This is a genomic window from Stenotrophomonas sp. GSD10 (genome assembly GCF_056172695.1).
This window is the reverse complement of sequence record NZ_JAOCMC010000002.1, coordinates 1,329,716-1,347,896: the sequence shown is the minus strand read 5'-3', so window position 1 is coordinate 1,347,896 and position 18,181 is coordinate 1,329,716. Positions and strand designations below refer to the sequence as shown.

Annotated in this window: 14 protein-coding genes, 3 tRNA genes and 3 pseudogenes; 13 read left to right on the top strand and 7 right to left on the bottom strand. The window is 66.8% G+C overall.

The genetic code is table 11. The features are described 5' to 3' along the window. Positions 1–317 precede the first annotated feature (317 nt). Positions 318–1,742 (bottom strand): sugar porter family MFS transporter, encoded by a 1,425-nt coding sequence (locus N4G47_RS06540; RefSeq protein WP_475285978.1) that lies wholly within the window; start codon positions 1,740–1,742, stop codon positions 318–320. A gap of 191 nt (positions 1,743–1,933) precedes the next feature. Here N4G47_RS06540 and fdxA point away from each other — a divergent pair, with 191 nt between their 5' ends. Then, positions 1,934–2,257, top strand: a complete 324-nt coding sequence (gene fdxA / locus N4G47_RS06535; protein ID WP_057496885.1) for a ferredoxin FdxA — start codon at positions 1,934–1,936, stop codon at positions 2,255–2,257. A 149-nt stretch (positions 2,258–2,406) separates the two neighbouring features. Here the strand turns inward: fdxA and N4G47_RS06530 are convergent, their stop codons facing one another. Both N4G47_RS06530 and dapA read right to left on the bottom strand, forming a co-directional pair. Continuing rightward, on the bottom strand, positions 2,407–2,922 hold the full coding sequence (locus N4G47_RS06530) for a hypothetical protein (protein WP_305098759.1): 516 nt from the start codon (positions 2,920–2,922) through the stop codon (positions 2,407–2,409). A 32-nt stretch (positions 2,923–2,954) separates the two neighbouring features. Then, positions 2,955–3,848 (bottom strand): 4-hydroxy-tetrahydrodipicolinate synthase, encoded by an 894-nt coding sequence (gene dapA / locus N4G47_RS06525; protein WP_475285976.1) that lies wholly within the window; start codon positions 3,846–3,848, stop codon positions 2,955–2,957. A gap of 163 nt (positions 3,849–4,011) precedes the next feature. Between dapA and N4G47_RS06520 the strand changes: the two are divergent. The 10 genes and pseudogenes from N4G47_RS06520 (at position 4,012) to N4G47_RS06475 (ending at position 9,934) form a co-directional block, all read left to right on the top strand. Beyond that, positions 4,012–4,571, top strand: a pseudogene (locus N4G47_RS06520) (glycine cleavage system transcriptional repressor). Positions 4,572–4,663: 92 nt separating this feature from the next. Next, a pseudogene (locus N4G47_RS06515) lies at positions 4,664–5,142 on the top strand (peroxiredoxin). Between the two features lie 83 nt (positions 5,143–5,225). Beyond that, positions 5,226–6,626 (top strand): PhoH family protein, encoded by a 1,401-nt coding sequence (locus N4G47_RS06510; RefSeq protein WP_475285974.1) that lies wholly within the window; start codon positions 5,226–5,228, stop codon positions 6,624–6,626. After that, positions 6,623–7,129, top strand: coding sequence for a hypothetical protein (locus tag N4G47_RS06505; protein WP_475285972.1), 507 nt, complete (start codon positions 6,623–6,625; stop codon positions 7,127–7,129). The genes N4G47_RS06510 and N4G47_RS06505 overlap by 4 nt, the downstream gene beginning before the upstream one ends. A gap of 9 nt (positions 7,130–7,138) precedes the next feature. Next, complete coding sequence (locus N4G47_RS06500) at positions 7,139–7,807, top strand: YoaK family protein (RefSeq protein WP_107232798.1); 669 nt, start codon at positions 7,139–7,141, stop codon at positions 7,805–7,807. Between the two features lie 83 nt (positions 7,808–7,890). Then, a complete protein-coding gene (gene thiD / locus N4G47_RS06495; RefSeq protein ID WP_475285969.1) occupies positions 7,891–8,700 on the top strand; it encodes a bifunctional hydroxymethylpyrimidine kinase/phosphomethylpyrimidine kinase in 810 nt (269 codons plus the stop codon). Next, positions 8,697–9,623, top strand: a complete 927-nt coding sequence (locus N4G47_RS06490; RefSeq protein WP_475285967.1) for an alpha/beta hydrolase family protein — start codon at positions 8,697–8,699, stop codon at positions 9,621–9,623. Before thiD ends, N4G47_RS06490 begins: the two co-directional genes overlap by 4 nt. Continuing rightward, positions 9,614–9,690 (top strand) — tRNA-Arg (locus tag N4G47_RS06485). Before N4G47_RS06490 ends, N4G47_RS06485 begins: the two co-directional genes overlap by 10 nt. A gap of 58 nt (positions 9,691–9,748) precedes the next feature. Continuing rightward, a tRNA-Arg gene (locus N4G47_RS06480) sits at positions 9,749–9,825 on the top strand. A gap of 32 nt (positions 9,826–9,857) precedes the next feature. Beyond that, positions 9,858–9,934: transfer RNA gene (locus tag N4G47_RS06475), tRNA-Arg, on the top strand. A gap of 670 nt (positions 9,935–10,604) precedes the next feature. On the opposite strand, the pseudogene N4G47_RS06470 reads toward N4G47_RS06475, so the two are convergent. Next, positions 10,605–11,522 (bottom strand): annotated as a pseudogene (locus tag N4G47_RS06470) (LysR family transcriptional regulator); the annotation flags it as partial. 140 nt (positions 11,523–11,662) lie between these two features. Here N4G47_RS06470 and N4G47_RS06465 point away from each other — a divergent pair. Then, positions 11,663–12,364: a pirin family protein gene (locus tag N4G47_RS06465; RefSeq protein ID WP_475285965.1), complete on the top strand. Its 702-nt coding sequence runs from the start codon at positions 11,663–11,665 to the stop codon at positions 12,362–12,364. Positions 12,365–12,455: 91 nt separating this feature from the next. Here N4G47_RS06465 and N4G47_RS06460 read toward each other — a convergent pair whose 3' ends face one another. Then, positions 12,456–14,660 carry a TonB-dependent siderophore receptor gene (locus N4G47_RS06460; protein ID WP_475285963.1) on the bottom strand — a complete coding sequence of 735 codons (2,205 nt, stop codon included), beginning with the start codon at positions 14,658–14,660 and terminating at the stop codon, positions 12,456–12,458. A gap of 144 nt (positions 14,661–14,804) precedes the next feature. After that, complete coding sequence (locus N4G47_RS06455; protein WP_475285961.1) at positions 14,805–15,500, bottom strand: alpha/beta hydrolase; 696 nt, start codon at positions 15,498–15,500, stop codon at positions 14,805–14,807. A 183-nt stretch (positions 15,501–15,683) separates the two neighbouring features. On the opposite strand from N4G47_RS06455, the gene N4G47_RS06450 reads away from it, so the two are divergent. After that, the gene (locus N4G47_RS06450; RefSeq protein ID WP_475285959.1) at positions 15,684–16,823 is read left to right on the top strand and encodes an MFS transporter; all 1,140 of its coding nucleotides are present in this window, start codon (positions 15,684–15,686) and stop codon (positions 16,821–16,823) included. 78 nt (positions 16,824–16,901) lie between these two features. On the opposite strand, the gene N4G47_RS06445 is transcribed toward N4G47_RS06450, so the two are convergent. Further along, the gene (locus tag N4G47_RS06445) at positions 16,902–18,020 is read right to left on the bottom strand and encodes an alpha/beta fold hydrolase (RefSeq protein WP_475285958.1); all 1,119 of its coding nucleotides are present in this window, start codon (positions 18,018–18,020) and stop codon (positions 16,902–16,904) included. Between the last annotated feature and the right edge of the window lie 161 nt (positions 18,021–18,181).

The window sequence follows — 18,181 nt, the reverse complement described above, 5'->3', positions numbered from 1 at the left end:
ACAGTTTCCCGCGACGGCGGCACAAACAGCCTCGCTCTTCCGCAGCCAATTCAATCCCGACGCGCACACCTGCGTCCGCCACCCGCAATGTATCGAGAGGCGGCAGGCCAGCCGATCCAGGACCGTTGGCGCCATGGGTTGGGCGCATGCGCCCGACGGGTTGGGCAGGAGCCCAACCCTGGTCTTGCCGAGTGCGCAGGACAGCGCACCGAGCAAGGCGCCATCAAGCCCCCATGGATGGGTTTACGGCGTGTCCTGGATCGGCGGGCCTGCCGCCTCCCCGCAGAACAGGGAGGCGCTGATAAAGGTGAGCAACGTCAGCCTTCCATCTGCTCCAGCTCCTTGCCCTTGGTCTCACGCACGTAGCGGACCACGAAGAAGACCGAAAGGATGGCCGCAACCGCGTAGATGCCATAGGCGCCGGCCAGGCCGATGCCGGCCAGCAGCATCGGGAAGGTCACGGTGATCGCGAAGTTCGAGGTCCACTGCGCCGCGCCGGCCACCGCCAGCGCCGGGCCGCGGATCTGGTTGGGGAACATCTCGCCCAGCATCACCCACATCACCGGGCCCCAGGACATGTTGAAGAACACCACGTACACATTGGCCGCCACCAGCGCCAGCCGCCCCATGCCCTCGGACAGCTGCAGGCGGCCATCCACCAGGCTGCCGCTGGCAAATGCCACCACCATCAGCACCAGCGCCACCGACATGCCGACCGAGCCGACCCACAACAGCGGCTTGCGGCCGATGCGGTCGATCAGCACCACCGTCAACAGGCACGCGCCAATGCTCAGTGCACCGGACAGCACGTTGATCAGCAGCGCGTCGCCTTCGGAGAATCCAACCGCCTGCCACAGCACCGCACCGTAATAGAACACCACGTTGATGCCGACCAGCTGCTGGAACATCGCCAGGCCGATACCCACCCACAGGATCGGACGCAGCTTGCCGGTGACCTTGTCGCGCAGGTCGGCGAAGCGTGGCTTGTGCTGGTCCTGGGCCAGGCTGGCTTCGATCTCGGCCTGCTTGGCCGCCGCTGCCACCTCGCCATACAGGCGCGACAGCACCGCCCTCGCCTGCGCCTGCCGGCCCTTCAGCACCAGGAAACGCGGGCTTTCCGGAATCACCAGCAGCAACAGCAGGAACAGCGCCGAGGGCAGCGCCTGCATCCAGAACATCCAACGCCAGGCTTCATGACCCAGCCACAACGGCTCGGTGGACGCACCGGCGGCACGCGCCAGCAGATAATTGCTGAGGAAGGCGGCGAACAAGCCACAGATGATGGCCATCTGCTGCACCGTGGCCAGCCGTCCCCGATAGCGTGCCGAGGCGACTTCGGCAATGTAGGCCGGCGACATCACGCTGGCCGCACCCACCGCAAAGCCACCCAGCACGCGCGCGGCGATGAACAACCAGGAGGCATGGGCGGCGCCGGCACCCAGCGCCGACACCAGGAACAGCAGCGCCGACACGATGAGCACGCCACGGCGGCCCAGCCGGTCACCCAGCCAACCGGCCAGGAACGCGCCGATCGCACAGCCCAGCAGCATCGAGGCGACTTCGAAGCCGAGCGCCGCCTCACTGGAATTGAACGCCTGGCGCAGGCCGTCGACCGTGCCGTTGATGACACCACTATCGAAACCGAACAGGAATCCACCGAGGGTGGCCACACAGCTGATGAGGACGATGAACGCAGTGTTCTCGCCGCCCTGGGAGGCGGTGCCGGGCTGGGCTTGGGACATGGACGATCCTGCTGGGAAGGGAAGGCGGCCACCTGCGGCGACCGGGCGCCCGCAGCGTCGCACAGGCCCCACCCTGTCGCCAACGGGGGCGCTGCCGAGCCTGCCAGACGCCCGTTTTCCGCCCCGCGCCGACACCGGGGCCCAACCTGTTCTAGAATTGTCGGGTTCAGGAATCGATCCACCCCCAGCCCATGCCCTTTGTCGTCACCGAAAACTGCATCAAGTGCAAACACACCGATTGCGTGGAAGTGTGCCCCGTGGATTGCTTCCACGAAGGCCCGAACTTCCTGGTGATCGACCCGGATGAGTGCATCGACTGCACCCTGTGCGAGCCGGAGTGCCCGGTCAATGCGATCTTCCCGGAGGACGATGTCCCCGCCGGCCAGGAAGGGTTCGTCGCGCTCAACGCCGAGCTGTCACGCGAGTGGCCGGTGCTGACCGTTCGCAAGGACCCGCCTGCCGACGCCGGCGAGTGGGATGGCAAACCGGACAAGCTGAAGCTGCTGGAGCGCTGAGAAGCGCCCGCCGCGACAACAGAAAAGGGCGCCATCGGCGCCCTTTTCTGTTGTCGGCAGGTGCCAACCGCAAGACCCGGTAGGTGCCAACCAAGGTCGGCCTCTACCAAAGCGGGCGCGGACCGGGGCCCGCCCCACCCGGCCGGCCCTTACTGGGCCAGCTTCGCCTTCAGCGCGGCGATCAGCTTCACCGGCGCTTCTGCAGTAGCCGGCAGGCCACGCGGGTCGACTGCGGAGATGTAGGCGCCGGCATCGACGGCGACCACGCGGACCAGGAAGTTGCTGCCTTCATAGGCCACATCGTACGAACCCAGCAGCTGCGCGCGGCTGGCGATGGTCACGCCTTCCACGCCTTCCAGCGCGGTACCGACCTTGGCGAAGGCTTCATCCTTGCCACCGGCAATGGTGAAGCCGGTGTTGCCCACGGCCGGGGCCGCAGCAGCCGGGGCCGCCGGCTTGGTCGCCGAGGCCAGGGTCGGCACCTTGTTGTCACCGGTGGTGGCCGGCAGGTTCAGGTCCGGCGGCACTTCCAGCGGACGCATTTCCGGGGCCAGGGCATAGTCGCCCTTGACGCCACGCTTGAAGCAGCCGGTGGTGCCGGCGGCGACGGCCACGGCAAGCAGGGCGTAGGACAGGACGCGGACGGTGGAAACGGATTGACGCATGTGAATCTCCTGGATCAGACCAAGACGGGAGGTCAGTGGCTGGAAAGGGCTTCGAGGGCGGCGATGTCGCCGGCAAGATGATCGGCCGCTGCATGGTGCGATGCCGACAGCGGCAGCAGCGGCAGTCGCAGGTCGTGACCGATGCCGAGGCGGCGCAGCAGCGCCTTGACCGGGATCGGGTTCGGCTCAACGCCGCAGAAATCATGGAACGGCTGCAGGCGCGCATCCCACGACGCGGTGGCTTCGTGGTCGTGGGCCGCGGCCAGCTCGCACATCCGGCGATAGGCGCCCGGCAGCACGTTGGAGCCGACCGAGATCAAACCATCGACACCGGCCTGGATCGAACGCGCGGCGGTGCCGTCATCGCCACTGAGCACGGCGAACTGCGGGCTGCGCAGGGCCAGCAGCGCCTGCACGCGACCGGTGTCGCCCACCGCTTCCTTGATGCCGACGATGTTGGGATGGCTGGCCAGCTCGGCCACAGTCTCCGGCTGCATGTCGCAGCCGGTACGGCCGGGCACGTTGTACAGCACCACCGGCAGCCCGCCCTGGTCGGCCACCGCACGGTAATGCGCGATCAGGCCGGCCTGGGTGGGGCGCACGTAGGGCGGCGTGACCACCAGCGCGTGGCTGGCCCCGAGCGCGGCGGCGCGGCGGGTCTGTTCGATGGTCTTGGCGGTACCGGACAGGCCGGTGCCGGCCATGACCGGAATGCGGCCGCCGATGCGCTCGACCGTGCTGGCCAGCAGCAGGTCGTACTCGGCATCGGTGAGGGTTGCTGCTTCACCGGTCGAGCCGGCAACGACAACGCCATGGACGCCACCTTCCAGTTGCAGATGCAGCAGGCGCTGCCAACCGTCGGGATCGAGGGCGCCGTCGGCCCGGAAAGGGGTCGCCAGCGCGGTGATGAGGCCGGAAAGGGACAAGGACGTGCTGCTCTTGGCTGGGAAGGGAAACGCCCGCCACGAAAGGCCGGGGGCGACCTGAATGTTACTTGCGGCGCGAAAGCACGGGCAAGTATGCTGGACACCGGTGGATCCCCGCCTCTGGCGGGCATTCAGACTCACGCATGCATTACCCGGAATCGCCTTGACCGACACCACCCCGCGCCCCGCGCCGAGCGAAAACCACCTCCTGATCAACGCCTATACGACGCATCCGGAGTCCCCCTGCTGTCCGTCACCCGCCGCATTGCCGACAGCGGCTGCAATCTGGTGGACGCACGGCTGGCCACGGTCGGCCGCGATGTCTCGGTCACCGCCCTGGCCACCGGCTCGTGGGACTCGGTCGCCAAGCTCGAAGCGATGCTGACCCGGCTCGAGCGCGAGGAAGGCCTGAAGCTGGTCTGGTACCGCACCGCCGCCAAGCAGGCGCAGTCCAACCTGCTGCCATACATCGTCGAGGTGATCGCCGCCGACAAGCCGGGCATCCTGTTCCAGCTGGCCGATTTCTTCGACCGCCAGGGCATCACCATCGAGAACCTGCAGAGCACGCGCTACCGCGCCATGCAGACCGGTGCGGAGATGTTCAGCGCGCAGGTCACCATCGGCGTGCCGGCCAACATGCACATTGCCGCGCTGCGCGACGATTTCCTCGAGTTCTGCGACCACCTGAACCTGGACGCGATCATGGACCCGATGAAGTTCTGAATGAATTCCTGATTTTTTCGCGCGCCTCTCACAGGCGCGTGGCGTTTCATGCAATTGTCGTAGAAAGAACCCAGGCTCGACAGAAGGACCTCATGAACAACGGCGACACCCTGGACAGCACCACCCTCTCCCTGCCGCTGGCCTTGTCCGGCGGCGCCCACGCCACCCTCGGCGACTACGCCGGCCAGTGGCTGGTGCTGTACTTCTACCCCAAGGACAGCACGCCGGGCTGCACCACCGAAGGCATCGACTTCAACGCGCTGCTGCCGAAGTTCAAGAAGGCCGGCGCGGTCGTGCTCGGGGTCTCGCGCGACTCGGTGAAGTCGCACGACAATTTCTGTGCCAAGCAGGGGTTCGGCTTCCCGCTGGTCAGCGATGGCGACGAAGCGCTGTGCACCGCCTTCGACGTGATCAAGATGAAGAACATGTACGGCAAGCAGGTACGTGGCATCGAGCGCAGCACCTTCCTGATTTCCCCGACAGCCGCATCGTGCAGTCCTGGCGCAAGGTCAAGGTTGCCGGCCATGCCGATGCCGTTCTCGACGAACTGAAGGCCTCCCAGTCCAAGTGAGTCCCATTGCCCACCGTGTCCGCCATCACCCTGCCCTGCAGCAGGACGTGATGGTTTTCCCTGTCCGTAACCAGGAACCGACGATGACCCGAGGCAAGCGCATCTACGTGCTGGATACCAACGTGCTGATGCACGATCCCACCGCGCTGTTCAAATTCGAGGAGCACGACGTCTACCTGCCCATGCAGGTGATCGAGGAGCTGGACAACGGCAAGAAGGGCACCTCCGAAGCGAGCCGCAACGCGCGCCAGGTAAGCCGCTTCCTCAACGAGCTGGTGCAGGAATCGGGCCTGGACAACCTGGCCGACGGCATTCCGCTGCAGCGCCCGAACGGGCTGCAGCTGCGTGGCAAGCAGAGCGCCGGCAAGCTGCGTTTCCAGACCAGCCATTTCGACGCCGGCAAGAGCTTCGGCAAGGTCATTCCGGACAACGCCATCCTCGGCGCGATCCTGGCCCTGAAGGAAGAAACGCCGGACCTGCCGGTGGTGTTCGTTTCCAAGGACATCAACCTGCGCATCAAGGCCGCCATTGCCGGCATCGTGTCCGAGGACTACGAGAACGACCGTGCGCTGGACGATTTCAGCCTGCTCTACACCGGCGCCACCGAGCTGCCGGAAGACTTCTGGAAGCGCCACGGCGACGACCTGCGCAGCTGGAGCGACAAGGGTCGCACCCATTACGAAATCCAGGGGCAGGACGGCGAGGAGTGGTACCCGAACCAGTACGTCTACCTGCCCGGCGAAGACGAAGTCGAGCTGCGGGTCAGCCGCGTGGTCGGCGATGGCAAGGTGGTGCTGTCGCTGGTCGATGACTTCCGCCACGGCAGCCACGCCGTGTGGGGCATCAGCGCGCGCAACCGCGAGCAGAACTTCGCGCTCAACGCGCTGATGGACCCGGAGATCGACTTCGTCACCCTGCTCGGCACCGCCGGTACCGGCAAGACCCTGCTGGCGCTGGCCGCGGGCCTGGCGCAGACGATGGACCAGCAGCGCTACCGCGAGATCATCATGACCCGCGCCACGGTGAGCGTGGGCGAGGACATCGGCTTCCTGCCGGGTACCGAAGAAGAAAAGATGACGCCGTGGATGGGCGCGCTGACCGACAACCTGGAAGTACTCACCCACAACCAGGAAGGCGGTACCTGGGGCCGCCAGGCCACCAACGACCTGCTGGCCAGCCGCATCAAGATCCGTTCGATGAACTTCATGCGCGGCCGCACCTTCCTGTCGCGCTATCTGATCCTGGACGAAGCGCAGAACCTCACCCCCAAGCAGATGAAGACGCTGATCACCCGTGCCGGCCCCGGCACTAAGATCGTCTGCCTGGGCAATGTCGAGCAGATCGACACCCCGTACCTGACCGAGACCACCTCGGGCCTGACCTACGCGGTGGACCGCTTCAAGAACTGGCCGCACAGTGCGCACATCACCCTGCGCCGTGGTGAGCGTTCGCGCCTGGCCGACTACGCCTCGGAGGTGTTGTGAACCGCTGCACCCGCCTGCTGCTGCCCACGGCGGCGATCACCCTCGCCGCCGCTCTGGGCGCCTGCACCACCACGCGCGGCCCGGCCAGCGTGCCGACCGCCGAGCGCACTGGCCAGTCGTGGGTGGTCACCCGCCCGATCATCGCCGCGCAGGTGCTCGACACCTGCTCGCGCACCAGCCCCGGCCGCGAGGCCGGGCGGGTGTCGGGGTACTGGGCGCCCAGCCGGCAGCAGGTCGACCAGCTGGAGGCGAAGCTGTCGTCGCTGGAGGCGCAGGTGCCGAAGGTGCTGGACTTCGACCGCCAGTACGTCGGCATTGAAAGCACCGGCAAACGGCTGATCTACATCAACGCCTTCCACCTGCCCGACGACAGCGGCATCAATCCGGCGCGGGAAGCAATCCGTGTCTGCGATGGCGGCGCGCAGTTCTGGGGCGCCGTGTTCGATCCGTCCACCGGCACCTTCAGCGAGCTGCAGTTCAACGGCGGCCTCGGCGGGCCCTGAGGGCCCGCCATGGGAATACGCCTGCCGACCTGGGTCTGGATCGGCGCGGTCGCGTTGTCGTGCGTGGCCGGCATGGTCAACGTGGTCGGTTTTCTCGGCTTCGAGCATCAGGCCGTCAGCCACATGACCGGCAGCACCAGCCAGCTGGGTATGGCGCTGGCGCAGGGTGACTGGCGTGCCGTCGGCCATCTGTGGGGCCTGCTGATCGCGTTTTCGCTGGGCGCGATGCTCAGCGGCCTGCTGATCCAGGACAACACCCTGCAACTGGGGCGTCGCTACGGCGTGGCACTGGCGTTGGAATCGGCCCTGCTGCTGGTCGCCATTCCGCTGTTCGAACAGCAGCAGATCTGGGGCGCGCTGGCCGCCGCCATGGCCTGCGGCCTGCAGAATGCCATGGCCACCACCTTCAGCGGCGCGGTGGTGCGCACCACGCATCTGAGCGGCATGTTCACCGACCTCGGCATCGGTCTGGGCCACCTGCTGCGAGGGCTGCCGCTGCAGGTGCGGCGGCTGACCCTGAGCGGGCTGATCATCAGCGGCTTCCTCGCCGGCGGTGTCATCGGCGCCTGGCTGTTCGTGCGCTGGCAGTACGACGCCCTGCTCGCGCCTGCCCTGCTGACCGGCCTGACCGGGCTGGGCTACGTGCTGTACCAGCAGTGGGCGCGCTGGCGGCGTTGAGGGCCGTACTCTGACCCCGTCTGCCGCGCAGTCGAGCAAGCTCGACTCTACCCGCGCATGCGGGACCACGGCACAATCGACGGATGAGCCCAACCACCCCCGTCTCCGCCCTCACCATCGCCGGTTCCGACTCCGGCGGTGGCGCAGGCATCCAGGCCGACCTGAAGGCGTTCGCTGCGCATCGCGTGCACGGCCTTTCGGCGATTGCCGCACTGACCGCGCAGAACACCCGCGGCGTGATCGCCGTGCATGTGCCGCCGATCGATTTCCTGCGCGCACAGCTGAAGGCGTGCTTTGACGACTTCGACATCCACGCGGTGAAGCTCGGCATGCTGGCCAACGCCGAGGTCATCAACACGGTGGCCGAAGTACTCGAGCGCCATCGCCCGGCGCACGTGGTGCTCGATCCGGTAATGGTTGCCACCAGCGGCGCGCGCCTGCTGGAAGACTCCGCATTGCAGGCCCTGCGTGAACGCCTGATTCCGCTGGCCACACTGATCACCCCGAACACGCCGGAGGCAGAACTGCTGGTGGGCCGGACGATCAGCAACGGTGATGACGCCGAACGGGCCGCCGCTACCCTGCTCGACCTCGGTGCCGGCGCCGTGCTGCTCAAGGGTGGCCACCTGCAGGAAGGCAGCCGGGTGATCGATCGCTACTTCGACGGCGTCAGCAGCGAAGAATTCATCCACACCCGCCTGCCACTGGATGCGCATGGCACCGGCTGCACGCTGGCCTCGGCCATCGCCGCGCAGCTGTGCAACGGCCTGAGCCTGGCCAACGCCTGCGAAGCCGGCATCGACTACGTTGCGCGCGGCCTGCAGCAGGGCTATGCGCCGGGCCGCAGCGAAGTACTGGTACTCGACCATTTCGGCGCGGCACCGCACGCATGACGCTGACACCAGACACCGTTGCCGTGCAGTGCGACGATGGCCACCGCTATGAAGTGATCGCCTGCGTGCCTGCACAGCCCGTTGCGCGCCTGCTGTGGCTGCCGGCACTGGGCGTGGCCGCGCGCCATTACCTGCCATTGGCACAGGCACTGGCAGCGAAAGGGGTGGCGGTGTACCTGCATGAGTGGCGCGGCAACGGCAGCAGTTCACTGCGGCCATCGCGTACACAGGACTGGGGCTATCGCGAAGTACTGGAACAGGATCTACCCACCAGCCAGGCGGTACTGGCCGCCGCGGACGATGCCGCCGGCGCCCTGCCCTGGATCATCGGCGGCCACAGTCTCGGCGGGCAGCTGGCCTGCGTGCATGCCGGCCGCAACCCGCAGCACTTCAACCGGCTGTGGCTGGCCGCCAGCGGTTCACCATTCTGGCGCGGTTTCCCGCCACCACGTGGCTGGCTGCTGCCGCTGGTCTATCGCTTCCTGCCGTGGATCGCGCAGCGCCAGGGCGTACTGCATGGCCGTCGCCTCGGCTTCGGTGGCACCGAGGCGCGCGGGCTGATTGCCGACTGGGCGCGGGTGGGCCTGAACAATCGCTATGCCGCCGCCGGCATGGACGAAGATCTGGATGCGCAGATGGCGCGCGTGCACGGCAGCGCACAGGCGGTGCTGATGGAGCACGACTGGCTGGCGCCTTCCGGATCGATGCAGGTGCTACTGGCGAAGCTGCCGAATGTCGCCGCACAGCTGCGCGTGCTCTTCGCACAGGAACTGGGCACGCGCGCCGATCATTTCGCGTGGCTGAAGACCCCTGAGGCGGTCGCTGACAGCTTTTTCATTCAGTTGGGTGAAAATTTTCACAAAACTGTTGACGGTGCGCGCCGACATCCGCATAATTCCGCTCCTGTCGCAGGGCGCCCGTAGCTCAGTTGGATAGAGTACCTGGCTACGAACCAGGCGGTCGGGAGTTCGAATCTCTCCGGGCGCACCACTCGACAGGTTTCCAGCATCCGCCGCTGGAAATGTTTTAAAATTTGATTGTGTACCGCGCGCCCGTAGCTCAGTTGGATAGAGTACCTGGCTACGAACCAGGCGGTCGGGAGTTCGAATCTCTCCGGGCGCACCATACACAGTCAGCACAACAAGTTTATGTAATTGGCGCCCGTAGCTCAGTTGGATAGAGTACCTGGCTACGAACCAGGCGGTCGGGAGTTCGAATCTCTCCGGGCGCACCATTACACCGAAACAGCAGGCCTCGGCCTGCTGTTTTTTTATGTGTGTTTTTCGGCAGGGCTGCGCCCTGCACCTGCACCTGCAGATGCTTCAAGCCAAGGCAACTGCAACGGCAAGAGCTGGCATTCCGTAGGTTGGCGGGGCGGTGTCGGAGTGCGGGGACGCCGCAAGTACCCCTCCGGGGCCCGGCCCAGCCGCTGGCGGCTGTGCGTTCGGGCGCTTGCGAAGCAGTGCTTCGCAAGCAAAGCGCCCTCACCCCTGTAGGCTTGGCAGCCGCATCCATGCGGCTGACACCCCGCACTCCGACACCGCCCCACCTCTGACAGATTTCAGCGATCTGGTGGATCCACGCCATGTGTGGATGAATCTCCATCGAGTTTGAGTATTTCGACAATTGATCGAAAAGCATCCACGCATGGCGTGGATCTACCGTGTCGACCAAGGTCGACACCTACCAACAGCCGCAGGAATGTGTCGAAGGCGGGGTGGGTTCGGTTGCGGGAGTGTCCGCGGCATGGATGCCGCGGCCAAGCCCCCATGGACGGGTTTACGGCGTCTCCCGCAACCGGACCCACCCCGCCATCCCTCAGCAAACCAGCTTCTGCTGTTGCTGTTGCTGTTGCTGTTGCTCTGGATCGTAGCGGGTGCAGGGCGCAGCCCTGCCGTACACCTACCCCTGGCCATCGCCTGCCACCACTGCGACAGCAGCTCCGGCCTGCGCAGGCGCTCGCGCCACCAGCGCAATGCGGCGCCATCCTCACCGGTGCGCCAGGCCAGCCAGAAGGTCTCTTCCGGCTTGTGCTCCTCCACCTCGCGGATCACCAGCTGGCCGCGCGCCACTGCAGCGCGCGCGCACGGCTCGGGCAGGAAGCCGAAGCCCACGCCTTCGCACTGCAACTTCAATTTGCTGGCCATGTCCGGCACCGTCAGCATCTCCTGGCCCATCAACAGGCCGACCGTGCGTGGCAACAGCCGCCGCGCCGAATCGGAGACGGCGATCGCGCAGTGCTCGACCAGCTGCTCGCGCCCGAGCACGCCCGGTATTGCAGCCAAGGGATGATCGGGTGCGACCGCGAACACGAACTCCACCGTGCCCAGCGGCTCGACCACGTAGCCGCCGCCACTGGGCCCCTCGCCCGGCGCACCCACCAGCAGGTCGGCACGGCGATCCAGCAAGGCCTCCCAGGTACCGGACAGCGCCTCGCCGATGAGCCGCAGCCGGGTCGGTGCTTCGGCCTCACGGAATGCGGCGATGTCCGGCCCCAGCAACCAGGTCGGAAACACCGAGTCCACCGCCAGGGTCAGTTCGGTCTCCCAGCCGGATGCCACCCGGCGCACCCGCAACTCCAGTTCGCGGGCCGCGCGCAGCAGGTGCCGGCCTTCATCCAGCAGCGCGCGTCCGGCCTCGGTAGGCTCTGCGCGCGGCCCCACCCGGTCGAATAACTGAACACCCAGATCCTCCTCCAGCTTGGCCACGGTGTAGGAGATGGTCGAGGGCACCTTGTGCAGCGCCTTGCCGGCGCCGGCAAAGGAGCCACGGCGGTCGATGGCATCCAGGATCTGCAGGGCATCGAGGCTGAGCTTGAGCATTCGAATTTTTCGATGATGGCTGTCAAAACTATCCGTTTTTCAAAGCCAAGGCGCAAGCGGATACTTCTCTCCAACGGGGAAACACGCCGGCTACCGGCCCACCCCGCCCCATCGAAACCATCGAACAAGGAGATACTCTCATGCTGCAGATCCGCAAGAGCGCTACCCGTGGCCTGGCCGAGCATGGCTGGCTGTCCTCGCGCCATACCTTCTCGTTTGCCAACTACTACGACCCGCGCTACGTCAGCTTCGGCCCGCTGCGGGTGATCAACGAAGACAAGGTGATCGGCGGTCAGGGCTTCGGCACGCACAGCCACAGCAACATGGAGATCATCTCCTACGTGCTGGGCGGCGCGCTGGAACACAAGGACTCGATGGGCACCGGCTCGGTGCTGCGCTATGGCGACGTGCAGCGCATGAGCGCCGGCAGCGGCGTCAGCCACAGCGAGTTCAACCACTCGGCCGACGAGACCGTGCACTTCCTGCAGATCTGGATCTTCCCGGACGCGGAGAACATCGCGCCGTCCTACGAGGAAACCCACTTCACGCCAGACAGCAAGCGCGGCCAGCTGCGCCTGATCGCCTCGCCGGACGGCGCCGACGGTTCGCTGCGCATCCACCAGGATGCCCGCATCTTCGCCACCATTCTCGATGGCGGCCAGAAGCTGCATCACGCCCTCGGCAACGGTCGTGGCGCCTATGTGCAGGTGGCGCGTGGCCAGCTGCAGGTGAACGGCATCACCCTGGAAGCCGGTGATGCGCTGCAGATCAGCGACGAAGCGCAGCTGACCCTGGAGAACGGCAACGACGCCGAGGTGCTGGTGTTCGACCTGCCGCTGTAACGACAGCGCCCGCGCACTTGTAGAGCCGAGCCCACGCCCGGCTGGCTGTCAAACCGCAGCCGAGCGTAGGCTCGGCTCTACAGGACCGGCGTCAGAACCTGTACGTCATCGCCAACCGCACATTGCGCGGCTCGCCCCAGGTGTAGGTGCTGTACCAGCTGAAGATCGTGTAATACCGCTTGTCCAGCAGGTTGTTGACGTTGAGCGTGGCCGACAGGCGATCGTTGAATTCATAGCGTGCCATCGCATCGAGCAGCCAGTACGGCTGGGTGCGCTGCACCACCTGCGCAGCGGTGGCCGGGTTGCTGATCTCGCCGAACGTGGAATCCTGCCAGCGTGCGCCACCGCCCAGCGTCAGCCCCTTCCAGTCGCCACGCAGGCGATAGCTGCTGTGCAGGCTGAACTGGTTTTCCGGTTCCAGCGTGGTGACCTTGGCGCCGGCCTGGCGGGCGATCTTGTGCGAGAAGCCACCCTGCACCTGCCAGCCCTCGGCCAGCTGGCCCGACATCTCAAGCTCGTAGCCCTTGGTACGCACGCCCATCAGCGCGCGATAGGCATCCTGCCCGTCCGGCGTCTTGCCGCCGGTGGGCTGGGCGAAGTTGTCCTGGTCGAGCTGGAACAGCGCCGCACTGGCGTTGAAGCGCCCATCGAGGAACTCGGCCTTCAGGCCCATCTCATAGCTGCGGCCTTCCAGCGGATCCAGCGCCTTGCCCTGCTCGTCGCGTTCGCTGTGCGGCTTGAAGATGGTGCTGTAGCTGGCATACACCGAATAGTGCTCGCCAAGATCGTAGACCACGCCGGCATACGGCACGAACACGCCGGTCTCGCGCGTGCCCGGCGAACGGTAGCTGGCCAGGCGGCTGCCCACGATCACCTTCAGCGGATCGGCCACGTCGAAACGGCCGACCACGTACAGGCCATTCTCGCGGGTCACTTCATTGTTGTCGTAGCTGCGCTGCCATTGCGGCTCGGCAATGTCGCCCTGCCATGCGCGGTAATCGGGCACCTCGGTCGGGTAGCCCGGCTGCGGCGCGTAGCCGGTGTTGGTCCAGCGCTTGCGCGAGGCGCTGCCACCGACCACCAGTTCATGCTCGCGGCCGAACAGGCCGAAGTGACCACTCAGGTAGAAGTCGGCCGCGTTGCTGACCGTCTTGCCAACGTACTTGCCCAGCCACAACGACACGCCCTCGCCGGTGACCGGATCGGGATTGCCGCCGGCCGCACCAGCCAGCGCCGCGTCATAGCCGTTGACCTGGTGGTTGAGCTGCAGCTTGGCCACCCAGTCGTTGGCGAAGCTGTGCTCCAGCGTGGCAAAGCCGGTGCGCACATACTGGCGCCAGCCACTCCAGCGGGTGCCGTTGTTGAACGAGCGCGGCATGTCATTGAAGTTGCCGGCACTGTCCAGCAGCGGAATGCCGCCCCAGGTCGAGCCCTTCGGGTCACTGTCCATCACATCACCGCCCACGGTCAGCAGCGTGCGCTCGCCCAGATCGGCTTCCAGCACTGCGTAGCCGACCTTGCTGGTGCGCTGGTAGTAATCAAGATTGGAGTGCTTGTCCTGCCAGGCGCCCACCGCACGACCGCGCACGCGCCCATCGGCGGTCAGCGGGCCGCCGACATCGATCTCGGCGCGGTAATCATCCCAGCGCCCCACACCCAGCGTCGCGCTGCCGGCGAAGTCCTTGCCGGGCTTCTTGCGCACCAGGTTGATGGTCGCGCCGGGATCTCCCATGCCAGTCAACAGGCCGGTGGCGCCCTTGAGCACTTCGATGCGGTCGTAGATGGCGGTGTCGCTGAGCGTGTTGCCTGCCGAGTAGGCCGAGTCACGCGACATCGGGATGCCGTCGTACTGGAAGTTCTGCACGGCGAAGCCGCGTGCGTAGTATTCGGTGCGCTCGCTGTCGTAGGTGACGATGCTGATGCCCGGGGTCACCCGCATCACGTCGTCGATACCGTGCAGGCCAAAGTCATCCATCTCGGCGCGGGTAATCACGCTGATGGTCTGCGGTGTCTGCCGCGGGGTCAGCACCAGGCGGGTGGCGGTGGCGATGGTGCCTGGCGTGTAGGCACCGCTGCCTTCGGTGATGGTGCCCAGCTGGTTGGCGGTGACCTGTACCGTCTGCAAGGTCTGCGAGGCCGGTGCCTGGGTGGCCGAGTCGCGGTCAGCAGTGGACTGCGCGGCCGCGCTGGCGCTGCTGGCCAGGGCAGCGATCAGCAGGCTCTGCGCGAGCGCCTGCGGCAGCAGGCGGCGACGCAGCGACAAGGACGGGATACGGGCAACGGGTACGGACAGCACGACGGGACCTCCACGATCGGGTGGGATCCTCTGGCGACGGCTGGAGGGAATGGGGATTCGGCCGGGTGGCCGCAGGCGCAGGAGTGTACTCCCCGCGCCCCGGCTGTCGTGCAAGACGCTGTCGTGCGTCGCGATGGCGTGCGATCAACCGCCGATGGCGGCGCAGGCTTCCAGGATCAGCGCCGTCACCTCGGCCGGCTTCGACGCCAGCGACGCATGGCTGGCATCCAGTTCCAGCAACCGCTTCGGCTGCATCCGCGCGGCCATGGCCCGCTGGTTCTCCGGCGCGATCATGCGGTCGTGGCGCGACAGCTGATACCAGCTCGGCCTGTGCTTCCACGCCGGGTCGCTGACGGCATCGCCGAAGGTGCTGGCCAGCGGCGCCTTCTGGGTGACCGCCATGACCCGGCCTTCGTCCTCGCTCAGGTCCTGGCAGAAACTCTCGTGGAACTTGTCCGCGCGCAGCCACAGATAGCCGTCGCTGTCCGGCGCCAGATTGGGCGCCGCTTCCGGCAGGTGCTGCTGGGTGATGCCGCCCGGGCTCTCGCCGGCATCCGGTGCGAAGGCGGCAATGTAGACCAGCCCCTTCACGTTGGCCTCGTTGCCGGCCTGGCTGATCACCGCACCACCATAGGAATGCCCGACCAGCAGCACCGGCCCTTCAATCTGGCGGATCATTTTCTGGGTGCGCCCGGCATCGTCGGCCAGCGAGGTGAGCGGTAGTTCCACCGCCTGCACGCGGTCATGGCCGTTGCGATGCAGTTCCAGGATCACCCTGGCCCAGTGTGCGGCCCCGCCCCAGAATCCGTGGACGAGGAGGATGGTCGGTGTCGTGCTCATGTACGGTTCTCCGGCAGCGGCCGGCGGGATGCCGACCGTGCAGCCACTGTCCGTGGGCGACGTTAATCGCCAGTGACGCGATCGGGTCACTGCAATCGTATGCGTCGTTCAATGTCATGCATGGCACTTGCCGATCCGCCCTGAAAACGATTTCATGAAGTCTCCCGGAGCTTCGCATCACGCATGACGCCCTCATCCCCCCGCGCCCAGCAGCACGCCACCCGGGCCGCCTTCTTCATCCCCGGATTTGCCACCGCCGCCTGGGCGCCGATGGTGCCCTACGCCAAGGCCAAGGCCGGGCTGTCCGATGCCAGCCTCGGCGCCGTGCTGCTGTGCCTCGGCCTGGGCTCGCTGCTGGCGATGCCGCTGGCGGGTGCACTGACCGGTCGGCTGGGATGCCGCCGGGTGATGGTGATCACCTGCGCGATGATGCTGTGCGCCCTGCCCTTGCTGGTGCTGGCACCGTCACCACTGGCGCTGGGTGCGGCCCTGTTCGTGTTCGGCGCCGGTGTGGGCGCACTGGACTGCGCGATGAACATGCAGGCGGTGGCGGTCGAGCGCGATGCTGGGCGGCCGATGATGTCCGGCTTCCATGCGTTCTACAGCATCGGCGGCTTCGTCGGTGCGGGCTGCATGACCGGCCTGCTGGTGCTGGGAACGCCGCTGTGGATGGCCGCCTTGGCCTCGGTAACGGCACTGCTGCTGGTGGCGGTGCTCGCGGCGCCACACTGGCGCCCGCAACGGATCCTGCATGAAGGCCCGCTGCTGGCGCTGCCGCACGGCGTGGTGCTGTTCATCGGCGTGCTGGCCTTCGTGGTGTTCCTCGGCGAAGGCTCGATGCTGGACTGGAGCGCGGTGTTCCTTGCCGAGGTACGGCAGGTGCCGCGCGACCAGGCCGGCGCAGGCTTCGCGGTGTTCACCCTGGCGATGACCGCGATGCGTCTGTTCGGCGATGGCATCGTCGAGCGCCTCGGCCGCACCCGCACGATCGTCATCGGCGGCATCACCGCGGCGGCCGGTTTTGGCCTGGCCACGCTGGTGCCATCGTTCCCGGTGGCCTTGGCCGGCTACGTGCTGGTCGGGCTGGGCTGCGCCAATATCGTGCCGGCGCTGTTCTCGATGGCCGGCCAGCAGCGGGTGATGCCCGAGAGCATCGCGATCACCGCGGTCACCACCCTGGGCTACGCCGGCATCCTCGCCGGCCCGGCCGCGATTGGCGCGCTGGCACATGCCACCAGCCTCGGCTTCGCCTTCCTGTGCGTGGCCGCGCTGCTGCTCGGCGTGGCCGCGTCCGCCCGGTCACTGGCACGCCGCCTGCCCTGACAGAAAAAGGGGACGGAAGGGATCAAGTCGTTTCCCGCACACGCGGCAGAAACGACTTGATCCCCTCCGTCCCCTTTTTCAGCGGTGGGCCAGCCATTCGGCCTGGGCCGGCAGCTGTGGTGCCGGGCAGGCGCTCTTCGGGTGGTGTTCGTCGCGCGCCATCCAGTCGTCGACCACGCCAGCCAGCAGGTCCAGCCGCAGCGGCAGGGTGATGTGGTCCTCGCCGCGCATCTCGATGTAGTGCGCGCGCGGATTGGCCTGCGCCAGCTCGCGGCCCTGGCTGACCGGGATGTGCTGGTCGCCCTGCCCATGCAGCAGCAGCACGCAGGCGCGGGTATCGGCCAGCGCGCGCGCCACGTCCACGCGGTCCAGATCGACGTCGATGCGGCGGCTGGCGGCGGCGATCACCTGGTTGATGTCCTGGCCGCCATAGCGCCAGCGCGCGTAGGAGGCCACCGCCTGCGCCTTCAATCCTTCCGGCTGCAAGCCCATCAGGTGCGGGATCATCGTGCGGATGGCCACGCCGGCATTGGCGAACGATTCCATCGCCACCACGCCGGCCACCTGGTCGCCCAGCTTGTCGGCGGTGAACACCGCCGTGGCGGCGCCATAGGACACGCCGAACAGGTACAGCGGGCCGGTCACTTCACCACGCACGCGCAGCTCGCCGATCACATCGACCACGTCATCCGATTCATAGGTGCCATAGCCAGAGGGACCGGCGCCGGACTGGCCATGGTTGCGCAGGTCCAGAGTCACCACGCGGTAGCCGGATTCGGCCAGCTGCAGCGACCACGGCAGCATCGAATCACCGTTCATCATCCAGCCGTGCAGCAGCACCACGGTGCCGCGCGGCGCCTGCGCCCGGAACGGCTGCGGCACGGCCAGGCTCAGCCCGGTGTCCAGCGGCAGGCCGTTCTCGTGACGTTGCGGCAGATAGCGATAGCGCGCACCGTAGTCGCCCGGATCGAACACGCGCCAGAAGATCTGCACGCCGTCGCGGCCCGGTGCGAAGCCGTGGCGGTTGGGCAGTTCAGCGATGGCCGCGGCGATGCGCGGGCGATCAAGCAGCGTCGACACGCCACCCGGCGCGATCAACCGGTCGGCGAGCGAGGTGGACGAGGCATTGATCGATGAGGAGCATGCGGCCAGCCACAGGCCGGCGCACGCCAGCAGCAACAGCAGCAAGCGCTTCATGGGCAATCAGGGGAAAGGTGCGACAGCGTGGCAGGTTAGCGACGCGGGCGCGGGCCATCTATCGCAGCCGGATGACGGCTTGATGACAGCGCAGGAACGATTCAGCTTGGTGCACAGGCTGTCTCCGTTCAGGCAATGATCCGGATCAATGAACGTGCGCG